Source organism: Rhodanobacter sp. B04 (assembly GCF_002001125.1).
Lineage (GTDB): Bacteria > Pseudomonadota > Gammaproteobacteria > Xanthomonadales > Rhodanobacteraceae > Rhodanobacter.
In genome coordinates, this window is the sequence record NZ_MUNV01000016.1 from 117,657 (window position 1) to 133,553 (window position 15,897).

Sequence of the window (15,897 nt, forward strand, 5' to 3'; positions counted from 1 at the left end):
CCGCCATCGCTGGATCACCTGAGTGGTGCCATGACCCGTCTGGTCATCGTTGTCGAAAAAGCCTCCGACTGGGGCTCGTACTACCCGTCCGTCGACGTCATGAGCGCGATGGACTACCTGCGCGAGCCGGTCGGCGGCGACGACGAACGCACCCACGTGATCAACCTGTGCCGCAGCTACAAATACCTCGGTACCGGCTACTACGTGTCGCTGCTGGCCGAGGCGCGCGGGCACAAGGTGATGCCGTCGGTGCGCACGGTGAACGACCTGCGCCGGCGCTCGCTGTACGGCGTGGACATCAACGACCTCAACCAGAAGCTGACCCACTTCCTGCCGGCCGGCGGCCGCGACACCACCGACTTCGGCATCCTGGTCTACTTCGGCGAGACCGCCTACCCGGCGCTGCAGGATCTGTCGCGCCAGGTGTTCGAGTCGTTCCCCTGCCCGCTGCTGCGCATCGAGTTCGAGCGCGACCGCGTGTGGCAGGTCAGCTCGATCAAGCCGGTCGGCCTGCAGACGCTGGACGATGCGCAGGAGGATGCGTTCGCCGAGGAGCTCGACCGTTTCTCCAAGAAGCTGTGGCGCAAGCCGCGCGCGCGCAAGCTGTATCGCTACGACATCGCGATGCTGGTCGATCCGGCCGAGCAGATGCCGCCATCGAACAAGAAGGCGCTGAAGGCGTTCATCGCCGCCGGCAAGCAGCTCGGCATCGAGGTCGATCCGATCGGCAAGAACGACTACCAGCGCCTCGCCGAATACGACGGCCTGTTCATTCGCGAAACCACCGCCAGCGACAACCACACCTACCGCTTCGCCCATCGCGCGGAGAAGGAAGGCATGGTGGTGATCGACGATCCCACCTCGATCCTGCGCTGCACCAACAAGATCTTCCTCAACGACCTGATGGTGTCGCGCAAGCTCGCCGTGCCGCGCACCGAGATCCTCTACCGCGACGACAGCAAGGGCATGAAGGAGGTGGTCGCCAAGCTCGGCTTCCCGCTGGTGCTGAAGATTCCCGACGGTTCGTTCTCGCGCGGCGTGGTCAAGGTGGAAAGCGAGCAGGCGCTGGAGAAGGCCGCCGGCGAACTGTTCCAGCACAGTGCCCTGCTGCTGGCGCAGGAATACGTCTATACCGAGTTCGACTGGCGCGTGGGCGTGCTCAACCGCGAGCCACTGTATGCATGCAAGTACTACATGTCGCGCGGCCACTGGCAGATCTACAACCACGGCGCCAAGGGCACCGCGAAGTCCGGCGGCTTCGAGACGATCGCGGTGAGCGAGGCGCCGGCCGAGGTGATCAAGCTGGCGTTGAAGGCGACCCAGCCGATCGGCGACGGACTCTATGGCGTCGACCTCAAGCAGGTCGGCAACAAGCCGGTGGTGATCGAGGTCAACGACAACCCATCGATCGACGCCGGTGTGGAAGACGCCCATCTCGGCGATGCCTTGTATCTGCAGATCATGCAGGAATTCCTGCGCCGGATGGAGCGCAAGCGGCAGGGCATCACCGGCTAGCCGGCAGTCGGCAAGGCTCAATGCCATACCGCGCGATGCAATGCATGGCGCCGCGGCCGGCATAGCGCCAGCAACTGGCGCGGCAGCGACGGTTCCAGTACCAGCAAGACCACCAGAGGTGCGCCAAGCAGCCAGAACGCGGGTGTCCAGCCGAGCAGGTCGGTGTGCAGCGGAATCAGCGTGGTCAGCAGCAAGACGCTGCCGGCAAGCAGCCACAGCAAGGCAGCGCACAGCAGGCGTTGGCGGTGGAGGTCGGGCAGTAATGGCGGATGCATGGCGCGTGTCCCTTCGGCAGATGACGGTGGCAGCCTGCGCTGCGTCCATCTCACCGGCTGCGACCCTCAGACGGTGGGAGCGGCTTCAGTTGCGATACTCGTGCTCGAATCAGGCCATGCAGTGAGAGCTGTCGCGGCCGATAGCCGCTCCCGCCGAGCCGGCTCGGGCCGCCCGGGCAAGCCTCGGCTTGTAGAATGGATGCCGACACCTTCCATGGAACCTGCATGCAACCCGCCCAATTCGCCGTGTTCGGCCATCCGATCAGCCACAGCCTGTCGCCGCAGATCCATCGCGCGTTCGCGCAGCAGTTCGGCATCGCGCTGGAGTACTGCACGATCGACGCGGCACCGGCCGACTTCGTTGCTTCGGTGCGGCGCTTCTTCGCCGATGGCGGTCGTGGTGCGAATGTCACGCTGCCGCACAAGGCCGCCGCCTTCGCGCTGGCCGACCAGCGCAGCGCGAAGGCCACGCGTGCCGGCAGCGCGAATGTGCTGACCCGGCTTTCAGACGGCAGTCTCGCCGCGCACAACACCGACGGCGACGGCATGGTGCGCGACATCACCGAACGCCACGGCGTCGACCTGCGCGGCCATACTGCGCTGCTGCTCGGCGCCGGCGGCGCCGCGCACGGCGTGGCGTGGAGCCTGCTGGATGCGGGCGTGGACAAGTTGACCATCGTCAACCGTTCGCCGGAAGCGGCCGATGCGCTGGCCGATGCGATTGGCGAGCCGGCGCGGGCGCATACCCGCTATTGGGAAGATCTGGCCGACATCGGCAGCTATGACCTGATCGTCCAGGCCACCTCGGCCGGGGTACTGGGTGCGTCGCTGCAGTTGCCGTTTTCGCTGGTCGGCGCCCGTGCGCTCTGCTACGACCTGTCCTATGGCATCGCGGCCAGCGGATTCCTGGGCTGGGCGAACACGGCCGGTGCGCGCTACGCGTTCGACGGTCTCGGCATGCTGGTGGAAACCGCCGCCGATGCGTTCGAGCTGTGGCATGGCCAGCGACCGGAGACCGAGCCGGTGTACCAGCTGCTGCGCCAGCAGACCGCATGAGCACGCTGGCATGCCGGGCTGGCTGCGGCGCGTGCTGCATCGCGCCGTCGATCAGTTCGCCGATCCCCGGCATGCCGCAGGGCAAGCCGGCCGGCATTCGCTGTGTGCAGCTGACCGACGACAACCGTTGCGCGATCTTCGGCCAGCCGGAACGGCCGGCGGTATGCGGCAGCCTGCGCGCCGAGCCGGCGATGTGCGGCGCGGATCGTGGCCATGCGATGGCGTGGCTTGCGCAGCTGGAAGCGGCCACGGCAACGCGCTGAAGCCGGGTCGCCACACCGCTGACACACAGCCTCGTTACCGTGGCGCCAGCCGCCGGGAGCGTGCCGATGGCGGCATGCTGCCCGTGCGCGGTGATTCCCCACGCAGCAGGTGTCATGTTCCGCTCACTTTCCGCCATGGCGCATCGCCACGCGCTCGTCTTCGTCTCCATGTGCCTGCTGATGCTGCTGGCCGGCGGCGTGTTCTGGTACAGCCACGCCACGGCCGAGGCATCGATGATCGATGCCGGAACGACCTCTCCGGCCGTGGCGGCGACATCAGGCGGCGATGCACAGAGCGGCAGCCAGATCCTGCTCGGGCTGGCCCGCGATGCGATGCATGACGGCCGCCTGGTGGCACCGGCGGGCAGCAACGCCTACGAGTTCTACCTCAGCGTGCTGCAGCTGGAACCGCACAACCGCACGGCGCAGGAAGCCTTGCGCGAGTCTTTTCCGCGCGCCTCCGAAGAAATCGAGCGCACGATCAACCACAACGACCTGGACGAAGCACGCCGCGAGATCGACCTGCTGCGCGAATTCGACAGCAACAACTTTACCCTGGCCCTGCTCGGCGGCAAGCTCTCCGCGGCGCGCAACATTGAGACCAGGCAGCACGAGGCGGAAGCGGCGCGTATCCAGCAGGCGCAAGCCGGGCACGCGTCCGGGGCGTGATCGCACGCAAGTCGCGTACGTCGTAGCCAGCCCCGCTTGCTTCAACCATGCATAGCGCAATCAGCTCCGGCTGCATGAAGCCGGAGCAGTCGAGATGGCGACCGCACAGGAACAGCACGCGGCACGGCACCGTCAGGCGGAGGCCAGATACGCGTCTTTCAGCCGCACGTAGTGGTCGGCGGAGTAATGCAACTGCTCGATCTGGCGATCGCTGAGCAGACGCACGAACTTCGCCGGGTTGCCGAGCCACAACTCGCGCTCGCCGACCACCTTGCCCGGCGGGATCAGCGCGCCGGCGCCGACGAAGCCGTACTTCTTCACCACCGCGCCGTCGAGCACGCTCGCATGCATGCCGATCAGGCAGTAGTCGCCGATCGTGCAGGCATGCACCACCGCGGCGTGACCGATGGTGACGCCTTCGCCGATCAGGCAGGGAAAGCCCTGGCCGTACGGGCCGGCGTGGGCGACATGCACGACGCTGCCGTCCTGGATGCTGGTGCGCGCGCCGACGCGGATATAGTTCACGTCGCCGCGCAGCACCGTGCCGGGCCAGATCGACACGTCGTCGCCGAGCACCACGTCGCCGATCACGCTGGCAGCGGGATCGAGATACACACGTTCGCCAAGGGTGGGCATGATGCCCTTGTAGCTGCGTAAGGAATTCATGGGTGCATGGTAACCGTCGGGGTGCCGTCGCGTGCACCGGCTTCGAGTAGCTCGATCGTGTGCCGGTAGCCCGCATCGATCGCCCGCTGCCAATCCTTCCAGTCGAGCATCCCGATGTGATCCAGCGGTGGCGTGATTAGCACGTCGGCGCGTTCGCGGCGCTGTTCGCTCGCGGTCTCGCCGTTGACCATGCCGGCGCGTACCAGGGTCGATACCAGGCCCGGTCGGCGGATGTGCTGACGCCGTTGCAGCAGCAGACGCCATAGCGGCGGCGTGGCCGATTCCTCGGCGTTGGTGAGCAGCGCTATATCGGCACGGATGTCCAGTGCGGTGATATGGGCTATGCCGTCGGCGGCCATCACGTCGGTCGGCAGGTTGTCGACCAGCGCGCCATCGACGTGGACGCCGCCCTGATGCAGCACCGGCGGCAGCACGCCGGGAATCGCGCTGGATGCGCGCAGCCAGAGCCACAGCGGGCCGTGCCGATGCACCGCCATACCGCCGCCGGACAGGCGGGTGGAGATGCAGAAATACGGCAGCGCCAGATCTTCGATCTCCAGCGCACCGAACGCCCGCTGCAGCATCTGCGAGGCGCGCCGGCCGCGGGTCATCGCGATCAATGGCAGCGTCCAGTCCGACAGCGGCCGGCCTTGCACGAAGGCACGGCGCAAGGTTTCCGTCAGCGCCTGCAACTCCCAGCCGCAGGCCACGCCGGCGCCGATGATGGCGCCTATGCTGGTGCCGCCGACCGCGTCAAAGGTGTGACCCGCTTCGTGGAGTGCGCGCAGCACGCCCAGATGTGCCACGCCGCGCGCGCCGCCACCCGCCAGCACCAGGCCGCGGCCGTGTCCGCTGACCAGTCGTGCCAGCCGCACGATGTCGCTGTCGCGGCAGATGTGGTGATGCCGCAACTCGCCGGTGAACGGCGCCCGCCAGCGTTGCGCCGTGCCCAGGCTGACCTGGTGGCCGGCATGCAGCAGCACCAGATGACGCATGCGGTGGCCGGTGCGCTTCGGATCCAGCAGGGCCGCTTCCGGCCACGCGCGTGCCGGTTGCGCGGCCAGTGCCGGCAACAGCAACACGTCGGCCTGGCGCAGGCAGCGCTGGCGCCACAACAGGTCGCCGCTCGCATCCAGATAGATCACGAAGCGCGATTTCGCTTCCCGTTCGGCGAACCAGTCGCCACTGCGCCCGGCGCCCAGCTCGTCATCGATCACGCCACAACTGCCGTAAGCGCCCAGTGCCTGCGCCAATTGCATCGCCAGCACGCGCGCCGGTACCGATCGATCGATGGGCAGGATCGCGAATGTGCGCGGCGCGCCGGGTCGATCCGCACCACGGCCGCGCCGTTGCAAACGCTCGATCGCCATTCGCGCCACGCCCAGCATGGCTTGCGGATGGTGTCCGAGCAGTCGTTCGAAGGCATCGCGACCGAGCCGCAGCAGCTCGGAGTCGCGCAGCGCGCGTACCGTGCGGATGCGCTCTTCGCCGCCAAGCAGGCTGGCCGCGCCCACACATTCGCCGGCGGCGATCAGCTGGGTCAGCTCGGCGGTATCCTCCGGCGAGCGGTCGTCGAACACGCCCAGGCTGCCGCTTTTCAGCAGGTACAGCGAATCGGCCGGTTCGCCGGGTTTGAACAACGGCCGTCCGCCGGGCAGCCCAAGCCACACCAGCTCGTGGGCCAGCGCTTCACGCGCAGGTGCATCCAGTTGCGCAAACATTCCGCTGTGCGCAAGCAACTCGGCGACATCCGATGGCGACATGGCCGCAAGGTTACGGTGCGATCCATGACAAAACGGCATCGCCGTGCCGGTCGCGGGCCTATACCGGTCGCGCAGCGCGCTTGATTTCGGTCGGCGCGATCGCCACGCTGGTGACCTCAAGGAGATCCCATGAATCAAGACAATCCGCTGCTGGCCGACGATACCCTGCCCGCGTTCTCGCAGATCCGCCCCGAGCATGTGGAACCCGCGATCGACGCGATCCTCGCCGACTACCGTGCCGGCATCGACGCGCTGGTCGCGCCCGGTGCGCCACGCGACTTCGCCACCGTGATGCTGACCCAGGAACGGCTGGAGCAGCGCCTGGCCCGCGCCTGGGCGCCGGTTTCCCATCTGCATTCGGTGGCCGACAGCGAAGCCTTGCGCAAGGTCTATGGCCCGGCCGAGGAAAAGCTCACCGAGCACGCGATCGAGCTGGGCCAGAACCGCGACCTGTACGCCGCGGTGCAGGCGCTGGCTGATGCACCGGATTTCGCCGCGTTGCCACGTCCCGAACGTGCGCTGGTCGAACATGCGCTGCGCGACTTCAGGCTGTCCGGCGTGGCGCTGGAGGAACCGGCGCGCTCGCGCTTCCGCGAGATCGGCGTGGAACTGTCGAAACTCTCCACCGAATTCTCCAATGCCGTGCTCGATGCCAGCGAGGCATGGCACGAGCACATCACCGACGAGCGCGATCTGGCCGGCATTCCCGAATCCGGCCGCGCCGTGCTGCGCCAGTACGCCGAGGATCAGGATCTGGACGGCTATCTGGTCACATTGAAGCAGCCGAGCGTGCAGGCCGTGCTGACCTACGCCGACAATCGCGGCCTGCGCGAGCGGGTGTACTGGGCGTACCAGACCCGTGCTTCGGACCAGGGCCCGAACGCGGGCAAGTTCGACAACAGCGCGCGCATCGAGCAGATCATGGCGCTGCGTCACGAGGCCGCGCAGCTGCTCGGCTTCGCCAACGCGGCGGAAGAATCGCTGGCCACCAAGATGGCCGGCTCGCCGGCGGAAGTGCTGGAGTTCCTGCACGATCTGGCCATCCGCGCGAAACCGGTGGCGCAGCAGGAGCTGGCGCGGCTGCGCGAGTTCGCGCATGCCGAGCTTAAGCTGGACAACCTCGAATCCTGGGATGTCGGCTACGCCTCGGAGAAGCTGCGCCAGCAGCAGTACGAACTGGACGAGGAACAGCTGAAGCCCTACTTCCCGCTGCCGGCGGTGATCGATGGCCTGTTCGGCCTCACCACGCAGCTGTATGGCATCACCCTTGCCGTCCGCGATGCCGTCGACACGTGGCATCCGGATGTGCGCTATTACGATGTGCGCGATGCCGCCGGGCGCGTGTTCGCGGGCGCCTACGTCGACCTGTATGCGCGCAACGGCAAGCGCGGTGGTGCGTGGATGGATGTCTGCCGCGCGCGCTTCGACGATGGCGAGCAGCCGCAGCTGCCGGTGGCCTTCCTTACCTGCAACTTCGCGCCGCCCACCGAGGGTCGGCCGGCATTGCTCACCCATGACGACGTGCTTACCCTGTTCCACGAATTCGGCCACGGCCTGCACCACCTGCTCACCGCCATCGCACTGCCCTCGATCGGCGGCATCGACGGCGTCGAGTGGGACGCGGTGGAGCTGCCCAGCCAGTTCATGGAGAACTTCGGCTGGAACCGCGCGGCGCTGGATCTGTTTGCGCGGCATTACCAGACCGACGAACGACTGCCCGATGAACTGTTCCGGCGCATGCTGACCGCGCGGCATTTCCATGCCGGCCTGTTCCTGGTGCGCCAGCTGGAGTTCGCACTGTTCGATTTCCTGCTGCACCTGGAATACAACCCCGCCGAAGGTGCCCGCACGTTGATCGTACTGGAGCAGGCGCGCAAACAAGTTGCCGTGTTGTATCCGCCAGCCTGGCAGCGTTTTCCGCACGGTTTCAGCCACATCTTTGCGGGCGGTTACGCCGCGGGCTATTACAGCTATCTGTGGGCCGAGCTGTTGTCGGCCGATGCGTTTGGCGAATTCGAGGCGCATGGCGTGATCGACCGCGCCACCGGCGAGCGTTTCCGCCGGGAAGTGCTGTCGGTCGGCGCCAGCCGTCCTGCGCTGGAAAGCTTCGTCGCCTTCCGCGGCCGCAGGCCCGAGCCGGAGGCATTACTGCGCAGTCACGGGCTGGCCTGATCGACACCGCGTGGCCTGTCCCACCTTTGCGCGGGCAGGCCGCGATGGTTTCAGGGCACAAAAAAACCCGCCGAAGCGGGTTTTTTCGAGGCGCTCAAGTCCGAAGACTTCAGGCAGCCTGGACTTCCTCAGCCTGCAGGCCCTTCTGGCCCTTGGTGACGATGAACGTGACGCGCTGACCTTCCTGCAGGGACTTGAAGCCCGTGCCCTGGATCGCGCGGAAATGCACGAACAGGTCATCACCGCTTTCCGGGGTGATGAAGCCAAAACCCTTGGCGTCGTTGAACCACTTGACTGTACCGCTCTGACGATCCGACATGTAACATTACCTTTGAAGCATGGATGGTTTGCGGCTCGGAGCGAGTAGCACTTGACCGCAATAGGAGCAGGAAATCGGGGTTACCCCGGACTCTTGCCTGCTCAGCATACACCGTAATGCAAGGTTTCGGTGGTTTTGCTTGCAAATTCATTGATCTTGACCCGTTGATGTTGCGAAACACCCGCTTTTTGCGGGTTTCCGGCGTGACCCGAGGGCAAATCCGACCGCCGTCAGGTGATCAGCGAAGGCACGGGCGGCATGGTTTCCTGGTAACGGTCCGAAACGGTGCCATGCTTCCAGCGGTTCGCATCCATGCATCCCTTACAATGCGGCCATGAAGATCGCCTCGTGGAACGTCAACTCGCTGAACGTGCGCCTGCCGCACCTGACGCAGTGGCTGGCCGACGCCCGGCCAGACATCGTGGCGCTGCAGGAGACCAAGCTGGAAGATGCCAAGTTTCCGGTCGACCAGCTGGCTGCCGCGGGCTATCGCGCGGTCTACTCGGGCCAGAAGACCTACAACGGCGTGGCGATCCTGGCGCGCGAGCAAGTCCGTGACGGGTTCAGCGACATCGTCACCGACATCCCGGGGCTGGACGATCCACAGCGGCGGATTCTCGCCGCCAGCATCGGGGGCCTGCGCGTGGTGGATCTGTACGTGGTCAACGGCAAGGCCCTCGGCGACGAGAAATACGCCTACAAGCTGGACTGGCTGGCCAAGGTGCGTGAGTTCCTGGCGCGCGAGCTGGAGCGTCATCCCAACCTGGTGGTGCTGGGCGATTTCAACATCTGCCCGGACGATCGCGACGTCTACGATCCGGTCGCCTGGGGCGAGGACATCCTGTGCTCGCCGCCGGAGCGTGCCGGGCTCAAGGCGATCACCGACCTCGGCCTGCATGACAGCTTCCGGCTGTTCGAGCCGGGTGCGCAACATTACAGCTGGTGGGACTACCGGCAGGCCGCGTTCCGTCGCAACATGGGCTTGCGCATCGATCTGATCCTGATCGGCGAAGCACTGAAATCCGCCGCCACGGCGGCGGCGATCGACCGCGAACCGCGGCGTTGGGAGCGTCCTTCGGACCACACGCCGGTGACGCTGGAACTGGATATCTGACTGAAATGACCGCAAAAACCGAATGGCCCAGCTCGCTGGACGACAACGAACTGGATGAGCTGGATCGCTACCTGCGCGCGCATACCGGCGAGGGCGACCTGTTGCTCGACGGCGTGCATGGCCTGCTCAGCGCGCTGGCGGTCGGCCCGCTGCTGGTGCTGCCGGACGAATGGCTGCACGAAGTGCTGCATGAGCCGTTCGCCGACGAGGACGAGGGCAACCGCGTGTTGGCGTTGCTGGCCAAGCTCAACGACTCGATCAGCGCCGAGCTCGACGTCGACGCCTACGAGCCGATCCTCGGCGAGGTCGAGCTGGAAACCGGCCTGATGCTGTCCGCAGCTGGCTGGTGCGAGGGCTTCAGCCGCGGCATCGACCTGCGTGCGAGCCTGTGGGAAAGCCGCCTGGCCGAGGATCCGCAGCTGATGGAACTGCTCGGCCCGGTGATGGCGCTGGCGGTGGACGAAGGCATCCTCAGTGCGGATACCGAGTTCGAGAAACTCAGCGACGACGAATACGACGAGTGCCTGTCGCAGGTGCCGGCCGTGCTCGGTGCGGTCAACCAGTACTGGCAGGCCAAGCCCGTCACCGAAGCCGAGGTGGAGGCGATGGTGCATCAGCAGCGCCCCGGCGATGGCGACGACAACGCGCCGCCGCGCCAGCGCAGCGGGCACTGGGTGCATTGAAAAAACAGGAGTGAGTGGAGAGGAGTGAGAAGTGAGAGAAGGCACTTGGTGTGCTCAAGCTTTTCTCCCGCCTCTCACTCCTCTTCCCTCATTTCTCGATCTGCGTGAACGATCCGTTCTGGCCATGGCGCTTGGATAAACCTGGCAACAGCGCCATCTTGGCGGCCAGACATCCTTCACTGGAGCCACCCATGAGCGACCGCCACATCACCCGCCGCATCCGCGGCACCGACACATCCGACGGCGCCGGCGTGAAGCTGAAGCGCATCATCGGCCAGCCCGGGCTGGACATGCTCGATCCGTTCCTGCTGCTGGACGAGTTCCGTTCCGACGACGCCGGCGACTACATCGCCGGCTTCCCCGAGCATCCGCACCGCGGCTTCGAGACGGTCACCTACATGCTGGCCGGGCACATGCAGCACGGCGACAACCACGGCAACCGCGGCGACCTCACGCCGGGCAGCGTGCAGTGGATGACCGCCGGTCGCGGCATCCTGCATTCGGAAATGCCGCAGCAGGAAAACGGCCTGATGTGGGGCTTCCAGCTGTGGGTGAACCTGCCGGCGAAGGACAAGATGACCGCGCCGCGCTACCAGGACATCGGCCCCGAACGGATTCCGGTGGTGCATCCGGCCGAAGGCGTCGAGGTCAAGGTGATCGCCGGCGAACTGGCCGGCGCGACCGGTCCGGTCGAGGGCATCGCCACCGCGCCGGTGTATCTGGACATCAGCCTACGGCCCGGCGCGTCGTTGACGCTGGATCTGCCGACCGGGCATCACGGTTTCGCCTACGTGTTTGAAGGCGAATCGGCGCTGGTCGGTGGCGAATCACTGCAACGCAGCGAGCTCGGTGTGCTGTCCGCAGGCGAGCAGCTGCAGTTGGCCGGTGGCGGCAAGCCATCGCGCCTGCTGGTGGTCGCCGGCAAGCCGCTCAACGAGAGCGTGGTGCGTTACGGGCCGTTCGTGATGAACACCCCCGAGCAGATCCACGAGGCGATAGCCGACTTCCGCGCCGGCAAGTTCTGATTTCTCCGTAACCGCTTCCTTTCGGGAGGGGTTACATGCGGGAGGGGCTCGCGTCGAAACCCATGGCCGCAGGCATGCGCATGATCGGGCAGCAAGGCGCCGAGGGTGCGCGTGCGCCTGGTCATGCGCATGCCTGTGGCCGTGTATGGCACGCAGCGCCATCGGCTGGCTCCTCGTATCGCTGAAATCCTGGCTGGCCAAACGAGTCATCGCCCGTGTGGCAGGCAGAGGGTGGGCCGGAGATGCATTTACGGCAACGTAACAGCGCGGGAGTGGAACCAAGCCATGGATCGATCGGTCGTTACCGTCGGATCTGCGGGTAGAGTCCCACTTTCAGCGGACTCTGCCACTTGTTAAGAAAGCCTTTTTGCCGTTAAATGAAGGTTAATCTTCGCTGGCTCAAGCGGCTGTAATATCAAGTTCCCAAGAAAGTTGAAGAAACCCAAAGCAAGTTGATGTTTTTGATCATGATGATTCTTTTGACACTGCTGCTTTTGCTGCCTGTCGCGCTGATCGCCAGCGCAATCAGGCGCGTGCCGGACGGCCAGGTGCATAGCCTGTACCGTCACGGCAAGCCGGTGCGCCTGTTGCAGGCGGGAACACATCTGGTGCTGCCGCTGCTGGACCGGGTGGCGCACAAGATCAATCTGGCGGGGCAGACGTTGCGCTTCGAGGAGCCGCTCGCCGATGCGCATGACCTGCGTGGCACGGTGTACTGGCAGGTGCTGGAGCCGGAGCGCGCCGATGCGGTGTTCGAGCAGGTCGACCAGTTGATCCGTCGTGGCGCGCAGGAAGCCCTGCGTGGAGAAGCGGAAGTCGAGCGCGCCGATCGCCGTGATCTGGGGGCGCGCCTGAAGCAGTCGCTGAACCAGGCCTTGCGCGAGCGCGGCATGATGGTGACCCGGGTCGAGCTTGATGCGGCCTGAGCAATGAATCGCGTCAGGGCGACCGAGAGCGCCCACGCCACAGGGGATTGGTAAACCTTCAAACCCGCCACGGCGGGTTTTCTTTTGCCGGCTTGCTTCAGGCATGACCCGCTGGCATCGTCGCCGTCCGGCCCCGATACTGCCGGCCCCAAACACGCACAGGAAAGCACCATGGCAGCGCGCGACGCCTTGCAGGCCCGGCTGGAACAGGGCATCAGCACGCTCGGCTTGGCGCTGCCGGCCGGGGCAGTGGCACGGCTGCTCGACTATCAGGCGCTGCTGGAGCGCTGGAACGCGGCATACAACCTCACCGCCGTGCGTGATCCGGCGGAAATGATCACGCGCCATCTGCTCGATTCCCTGGCGATCCTGCCGTATGTGCAAGGCGATACGCTGGCCGACCTGGGCACCGGTCCCGGCCTGCCAGGCATCGTGCTGGCCATCGCCGCACCGGGCCGGGAAATCCTGCTGGTCGATTCCAATGGCAAGAAGGTGCGCTTCCTGCGCGAGGCGATCCGCGCACTGAAGCTCGATGGCGTGCGCGCGGAACAGTCGCGGGTGGAGGACGTCGAGGGCCAGTACGACTGCATCACCGCGCGTGCGTTTGCCAGTCTCGCCGACATGCTCGGCTGGGGCGGCCACCTGCTGGCGCCGGGCGGCACCTGGCTGGCGATGAAGGGCAAGCGGCCGGATGAGGAGTTGCCGGGCATACCGGCCGGCTTCGCGCTGCGCAGCACGCATGAACTGAGTGTGCCGGGACTGCCGGCCGAGCGTCATCTGCTGGTGCTCGGCCGCGTCTGATCTACACTAACCCTCTCCCGCGTACGGTAGCTATCCATCCATGGCACGCATCATCGCTGTCGCCAACCAGAAAGGCGGCGTCGGCAAGACCACCACTGCCGTCAATCTTGCCGCTGCGCTGGCTGCCGCGAAGCGCAGGGTGTTGCTGGTCGACCTGGATCCGCAGGGCAACGCGACGATGGCCTCGGGCATCAACAAGCGCGACGCCAAGCCGAGCGGCTGCGAGGTGTTGCTGGAAGAGGTCGAGATCGTGGCGGCGGTGGTCTCGACCGAGGGACACTACGACCTGCTGCCTGGCAACGGCGACCTCACTGCCGCCGAACTGAAGCTGATGGATGCGCTGGCACGCGAGCATCGACTGAAGGAGCAGCTGGCCAAGGTCGGCGCGAAGTACGACACCATCCTGATCGATTGCCCGCCGTCGCTGAACCTGCTCACGCTGAATGCGCTGACCGCCGCCGATGGCGTGCTGATTCCGGTGCAGTGCGAGTATTTCGCGCTGGAAGGCTTGTCCAGCCTGCTCGAAACGATCAAGGCGGTGCGCCACCGGTTGAATCCGAACCTGGAGATCGAAGGCCTGTTGCGCACCATGTACGACGTGCGCAACAACCTGGGCAACGAGGTTTCGGCCCAACTCACCCAGCATTTCGGCGACAAGGTGCTGCGCTCGATCATTCCGCGCAATGTGCGGCTGGCCGAGGCACCCAGTCACGGCCAGCCGATCCATCTGTACGATCGCAGCTCGCGCGGCGCGATCGCCTATATCGGCCTGGCCGGCGAAGTGATCCGGCGCGAGCGCGGCTTGCCGCCGCGCGCCGAACACGCCGATCCGGGCGCCGGCATCGAACCACCAATGCACGACGACGGCGACGAGATCCTCGAGACGCCGGTCGCCGACCATCAGGAATAAAGCATGGCTGCTGCGAAAAAACGTGGACTGGGACGCGGGCTCGATGCCCTGCTCGGTGGCGACGGCGAGGCTGCGCCGTCGGTGATCGGGCAGGAGGGCGAGTTGCGCATGCTGCCGATCCAGCAGATCCAGCCGGGCAAGTACCAGCCGCGCCGGCACTGGAATGACGAGGCGCTGGACGAGCTGGCCGCGTCGATCAAGGCGCAGGGCCTGATCCAGCCGGTGGTGGTGCGCTCGATCGGCAAGAACAGCTACGAGTTGATCGCCGGCGAGCGCCGTTGGCGCGCCGCGCAACGCGCGCAGCTGGCCGAGCTGCCGGCCTTGGTGAAGGTGGTGCCGGAAGCCGCCGTACCCGCGATGGCGCTGATCGAGAACATCCAGCGCCAGGACCTGACCCCGCTGGAAGAGGCCGATGCGCTGAAGCGACTGATCGACGATTTCGACCTCACCCACCAGCAGGCCGCCGATGCGGTGGGTCGTTCGCGCGCGGCCGTATCCAACCTGTTGCGCCTGACCGAACTGCCCGCCTCGATCAAGAAACTGCTGGACGAGGGCAAGCTGGAGATGGGCCACGCCCGCTGCCTGCTGACCCTGCCCGAACGCGAAGCCGAGAGTCTGGCGCTGGAAGCGGCGCGGCATGGCTGGAGCGTACGTGAGCTGGAGGAAGCCGCGCGGCGCGCGCAGCAGGCGCCGAAAGGCAAGGCGAAAAGCGCGCCGGCGCGCGACCCGAACATCGCCGACCTCGAGCGCGAACTGGCCGAGCGCTTCGCCACCCGCGTCGAACTGGCGCAGGGCCGCGGCGGCCGCGGCAAGCTGGTGATCCATTACCACAGCAACGACGAGCTGGAAGGCATCCTCGGCAAGATCCGTTGAGGGCAGAAATGAGTGGAGAGGAGTGAGAAACGCGCGCGCGGGCATGCCGTATTTGAATGCCTTCTCTCGTTTCTCACTCCTCTCCACTCGCTCCTCGCTCCGCCACACGCTTCACGTTCACGTAGATATTCAAGGCCTCCCCCATGCCGCAACTCTCCGTCGTCGTCCCCGTCTTCAACGAACGCGACAACATCCCGCCGCTGCTGGCGGAAATCGCCGCCGCCCTGCGCGGCAAGGTCGATTACGAAGTCATCTACATCGATGACGATTCCAGCGACGACAGCCGTGCCGTGCTGGCTGCGCAGAAAGCCACGCATCCGGAGCTGCGCGTGCTGCACCACGTCACCCGCAGCGGGCAGAGCACCGCGGTGTGGAACGGCGTGCGCGCGGCGCAGTCGCCGTGGATCGCCACGCTGGATGGCGATGGCCAGAACGACCCGGCCGACATTCCCAACCTGCTCGCCGCGCGCGACAAGGCCGCTGCCGAGACGCGACTGTTCGCCGGCTGGCGCACCACCCGCCGCGACAGCTTCAACAAACGGATCTCCTCGAAGATCGCCAACGCGGTGCGCTCGCGCATGCTGCGGGACGCCACGCCGGATACCGGCTGCGGCCTGAAGCTGTTCGAGCGCGAAGTGTTCCTGCGCCTGCCCTACTTCGACCACATGCACCGCTACCTGCCGGCGCTGGTAAAGCGCGCCGGCTTCCAGAGCCAGAGCGTGCCGGTCAGCCATCGCCCGCGCACCGCCGGCGTTTCCAAGTACGGTATGCTGGACCGGCTGTGGGTTGGCTTGGCCGACCTGCGCGGCGTGGCGTGGCTGATGCGGCGTGGCAAGGTGACCAAGGTCGAGGAACTCTGACCCGGAT

17 protein-coding genes are annotated in these 15,897 nt (G+C 66.2%); 13 read left to right on the forward strand and 4 right to left on the reverse strand.

Features of this window, described 5'->3' with window-relative positions; translation table 11 throughout:
• The first annotated feature begins 30 nt into the window (after nucleotides 1-30).
• Nucleotides 31-1,515 carry a RimK family protein gene (locus B0E46_RS12735; RefSeq protein ID WP_077556164.1) on the forward strand — a complete coding sequence of 495 codons (1,485 nt, stop codon included), beginning with the start codon at nucleotides 31-33 and terminating at the stop codon, nucleotides 1,513-1,515.
• A 17-nt stretch (nucleotides 1,516-1,532) separates the two neighbouring features.
• On the opposite strand, the gene B0E46_RS12740 is transcribed toward B0E46_RS12735, so the two are convergent.
• Nucleotides 1,533-1,790, reverse strand: coding sequence for a hypothetical protein (locus B0E46_RS12740; protein WP_077556165.1), 258 nt, complete (start codon nucleotides 1,788-1,790; stop codon nucleotides 1,533-1,535).
• A 225-nt stretch (nucleotides 1,791-2,015) separates the two neighbouring features.
• Between B0E46_RS12740 and aroE the strand changes: the two genes are divergently transcribed.
• The 3 genes from aroE (at nucleotide 2,016) to B0E46_RS12755 (ending at nucleotide 3,778) form a co-directional block, all read left to right on the forward strand.
• A complete protein-coding gene (gene aroE / locus B0E46_RS12745; protein ID WP_077556199.1) occupies nucleotides 2,016-2,846 on the forward strand; it encodes a shikimate dehydrogenase in 831 nt (276 codons plus the stop codon).
• Complete coding sequence (locus tag B0E46_RS12750) at nucleotides 2,843-3,109, forward strand: YkgJ family cysteine cluster protein (protein WP_077556166.1); 267 nt, start codon at nucleotides 2,843-2,845, stop codon at nucleotides 3,107-3,109. Before aroE ends, B0E46_RS12750 begins: the two co-directional genes overlap by 4 nt.
• A 114-nt stretch (nucleotides 3,110-3,223) precedes the next feature.
• Nucleotides 3,224-3,778: an energy transducer TonB gene (locus tag B0E46_RS12755; protein WP_077556167.1), complete on the forward strand. Its 555-nt coding sequence runs from the start codon at nucleotides 3,224-3,226 to the stop codon at nucleotides 3,776-3,778.
• Between the two features lie 132 nt (nucleotides 3,779-3,910).
• Here the strand turns inward: B0E46_RS12755 and B0E46_RS12760 are convergent, their stop codons facing one another.
• Both B0E46_RS12760 and B0E46_RS12765 read right to left on the reverse strand, forming a co-directional pair.
• The gene (locus B0E46_RS12760; protein ID WP_077556168.1) at nucleotides 3,911-4,444 is read right to left on the reverse strand and encodes a gamma carbonic anhydrase family protein; all 534 of its coding nucleotides are present in this window, start codon (nucleotides 4,442-4,444) and stop codon (nucleotides 3,911-3,913) included.
• Nucleotides 4,441-6,207: a patatin-like phospholipase family protein gene (locus B0E46_RS12765; protein WP_077556169.1), complete on the reverse strand. Its 1,767-nt coding sequence runs from the start codon at nucleotides 6,205-6,207 to the stop codon at nucleotides 4,441-4,443. Before B0E46_RS12765 ends, B0E46_RS12760 begins: the two co-directional genes overlap by 4 nt.
• A 129-nt stretch (nucleotides 6,208-6,336) precedes the next feature.
• On the opposite strand from B0E46_RS12765, the gene B0E46_RS12770 reads away from it, so the two are divergent.
• On the forward strand, nucleotides 6,337-8,379 hold the full coding sequence (locus B0E46_RS12770) for a M3 family metallopeptidase (protein WP_077556170.1): 2,043 nt from the start codon (nucleotides 6,337-6,339) through the stop codon (nucleotides 8,377-8,379).
• 109 nt (nucleotides 8,380-8,488) lie between these two features.
• On the opposite strand, the gene B0E46_RS12775 is transcribed toward B0E46_RS12770, so the two are convergent.
• Nucleotides 8,489-8,698 (reverse strand): cold-shock protein, encoded by a 210-nt coding sequence (locus B0E46_RS12775; RefSeq protein WP_008438719.1) that lies wholly within the window; start codon nucleotides 8,696-8,698, stop codon nucleotides 8,489-8,491.
• A 334-nt stretch (nucleotides 8,699-9,032) separates the two neighbouring features.
• Between B0E46_RS12775 and xth the strand changes: the two genes are divergently transcribed.
• The 8 genes from xth to B0E46_RS12815 all read left to right on the forward strand — a co-directional run bounded on the left by xth (nucleotide 9,033) and on the right by B0E46_RS12815 (nucleotide 15,890).
• Nucleotides 9,033-9,812, forward strand: a complete 780-nt coding sequence (gene xth / locus B0E46_RS12780; protein ID WP_077556171.1) for an exodeoxyribonuclease III — start codon at nucleotides 9,033-9,035, stop codon at nucleotides 9,810-9,812.
• Between the two features lie 5 nt (nucleotides 9,813-9,817).
• A complete protein-coding gene (locus B0E46_RS12785) occupies nucleotides 9,818-10,495 on the forward strand; it encodes a YecA family protein (protein WP_077556172.1) in 678 nt (225 codons plus the stop codon).
• A 191-nt stretch (nucleotides 10,496-10,686) separates the two neighbouring features.
• Complete coding sequence (locus B0E46_RS12790; RefSeq protein WP_077556173.1) at nucleotides 10,687-11,520, forward strand: pirin family protein; 834 nt, start codon at nucleotides 10,687-10,689, stop codon at nucleotides 11,518-11,520.
• Nucleotides 11,521-11,987: 467 nt separating this feature from the next.
• Complete coding sequence (locus tag B0E46_RS12795) at nucleotides 11,988-12,446, forward strand: SPFH domain-containing protein (RefSeq protein WP_077556200.1); 459 nt, start codon at nucleotides 11,988-11,990, stop codon at nucleotides 12,444-12,446.
• Between the two features lie 171 nt (nucleotides 12,447-12,617).
• Nucleotides 12,618-13,247, forward strand: a complete 630-nt coding sequence (gene rsmG / locus B0E46_RS12800; RefSeq protein WP_077556201.1) for a 16S rRNA (guanine(527)-N(7))-methyltransferase RsmG — start codon at nucleotides 12,618-12,620, stop codon at nucleotides 13,245-13,247.
• A 40-nt stretch (nucleotides 13,248-13,287) separates the two neighbouring features.
• Entirely contained in the window at nucleotides 13,288-14,157 is an 870-nt protein-coding gene (locus B0E46_RS12805) for a ParA family protein (protein ID WP_077556174.1), read from the forward strand.
• Nucleotides 14,158-14,160: 3 nt separating this feature from the next.
• Nucleotides 14,161-15,030, forward strand: coding sequence for a ParB/RepB/Spo0J family partition protein (locus B0E46_RS12810; protein ID WP_174567082.1), 870 nt, complete (start codon nucleotides 14,161-14,163; stop codon nucleotides 15,028-15,030).
• 143 nt (nucleotides 15,031-15,173) lie between these two features.
• Nucleotides 15,174-15,890, forward strand: a complete 717-nt coding sequence (locus tag B0E46_RS12815; protein ID WP_077556175.1) for a glycosyltransferase — start codon at nucleotides 15,174-15,176, stop codon at nucleotides 15,888-15,890.
• The last annotated feature ends 7 nt before the right edge of the window (nucleotides 15,891-15,897 follow it).

Excerpts from the sequence above, each read along its gene's own strand:
- B0E46_RS12775 (WP_008438719.1), bottom strand. The coding sequence starts at position 8,698 with ATGTCGGATCGTCAGAGCGGTACAGTCAAGTGGTTCAACGACGCCAAG.
- B0E46_RS12735 (WP_077556164.1), top strand. The coding sequence starts at position 31 with ATGACCCGTCTGGTCATCGTTGTCGAAAAAGCCTCCGACTGGGGCTCG.
- B0E46_RS12760 (WP_077556168.1), bottom strand. The coding sequence starts at position 4,444 with ATGAATTCCTTACGCAGCTACAAGGGCATCATGCCCACCCTTGGCGAA.
- B0E46_RS12785 (WP_077556172.1), top strand. The coding sequence starts at position 9,818 with ATGACCGCAAAAACCGAATGGCCCAGCTCGCTGGACGACAACGAACTG.
- B0E46_RS12750 (WP_077556166.1), top strand. The coding sequence starts at position 2,843 with ATGAGCACGCTGGCATGCCGGGCTGGCTGCGGCGCGTGCTGCATCGCG.
- B0E46_RS12810 (WP_174567082.1), top strand. The coding sequence starts at position 14,161 with ATGGCTGCTGCGAAAAAACGTGGACTGGGACGCGGGCTCGATGCCCTG.
- B0E46_RS12805 (WP_077556174.1), top strand. The coding sequence starts at position 13,288 with ATGGCACGCATCATCGCTGTCGCCAACCAGAAAGGCGGCGTCGGCAAG.
- B0E46_RS12765 (WP_077556169.1), bottom strand. The coding sequence starts at position 6,207 with ATGTCGCCATCGGATGTCGCCGAGTTGCTTGCGCACAGCGGAATGTTT.
- B0E46_RS12815 (WP_077556175.1), top strand. The coding sequence starts at position 15,174 with ATGCCGCAACTCTCCGTCGTCGTCCCCGTCTTCAACGAACGCGACAAC.
- rsmG (WP_077556201.1), top strand. The coding sequence starts at position 12,618 with ATGGCAGCGCGCGACGCCTTGCAGGCCCGGCTGGAACAGGGCATCAGC.
- B0E46_RS12770 (WP_077556170.1), top strand. The coding sequence starts at position 6,337 with ATGAATCAAGACAATCCGCTGCTGGCCGACGATACCCTGCCCGCGTTC.
- xth (WP_077556171.1), top strand. The coding sequence starts at position 9,033 with ATGAAGATCGCCTCGTGGAACGTCAACTCGCTGAACGTGCGCCTGCCG.
- aroE (WP_077556199.1), top strand. The coding sequence starts at position 2,016 with ATGCAACCCGCCCAATTCGCCGTGTTCGGCCATCCGATCAGCCACAGC.
- B0E46_RS12755 (WP_077556167.1), top strand. The coding sequence starts at position 3,224 with ATGTTCCGCTCACTTTCCGCCATGGCGCATCGCCACGCGCTCGTCTTC.
- B0E46_RS12795 (WP_077556200.1), top strand. The coding sequence starts at position 11,988 with ATGATGATTCTTTTGACACTGCTGCTTTTGCTGCCTGTCGCGCTGATC.
- B0E46_RS12790 (WP_077556173.1), top strand. The coding sequence starts at position 10,687 with ATGAGCGACCGCCACATCACCCGCCGCATCCGCGGCACCGACACATCC.
- B0E46_RS12740 (WP_077556165.1), bottom strand. The coding sequence starts at position 1,790 with ATGCATCCGCCATTACTGCCCGACCTCCACCGCCAACGCCTGCTGTGC.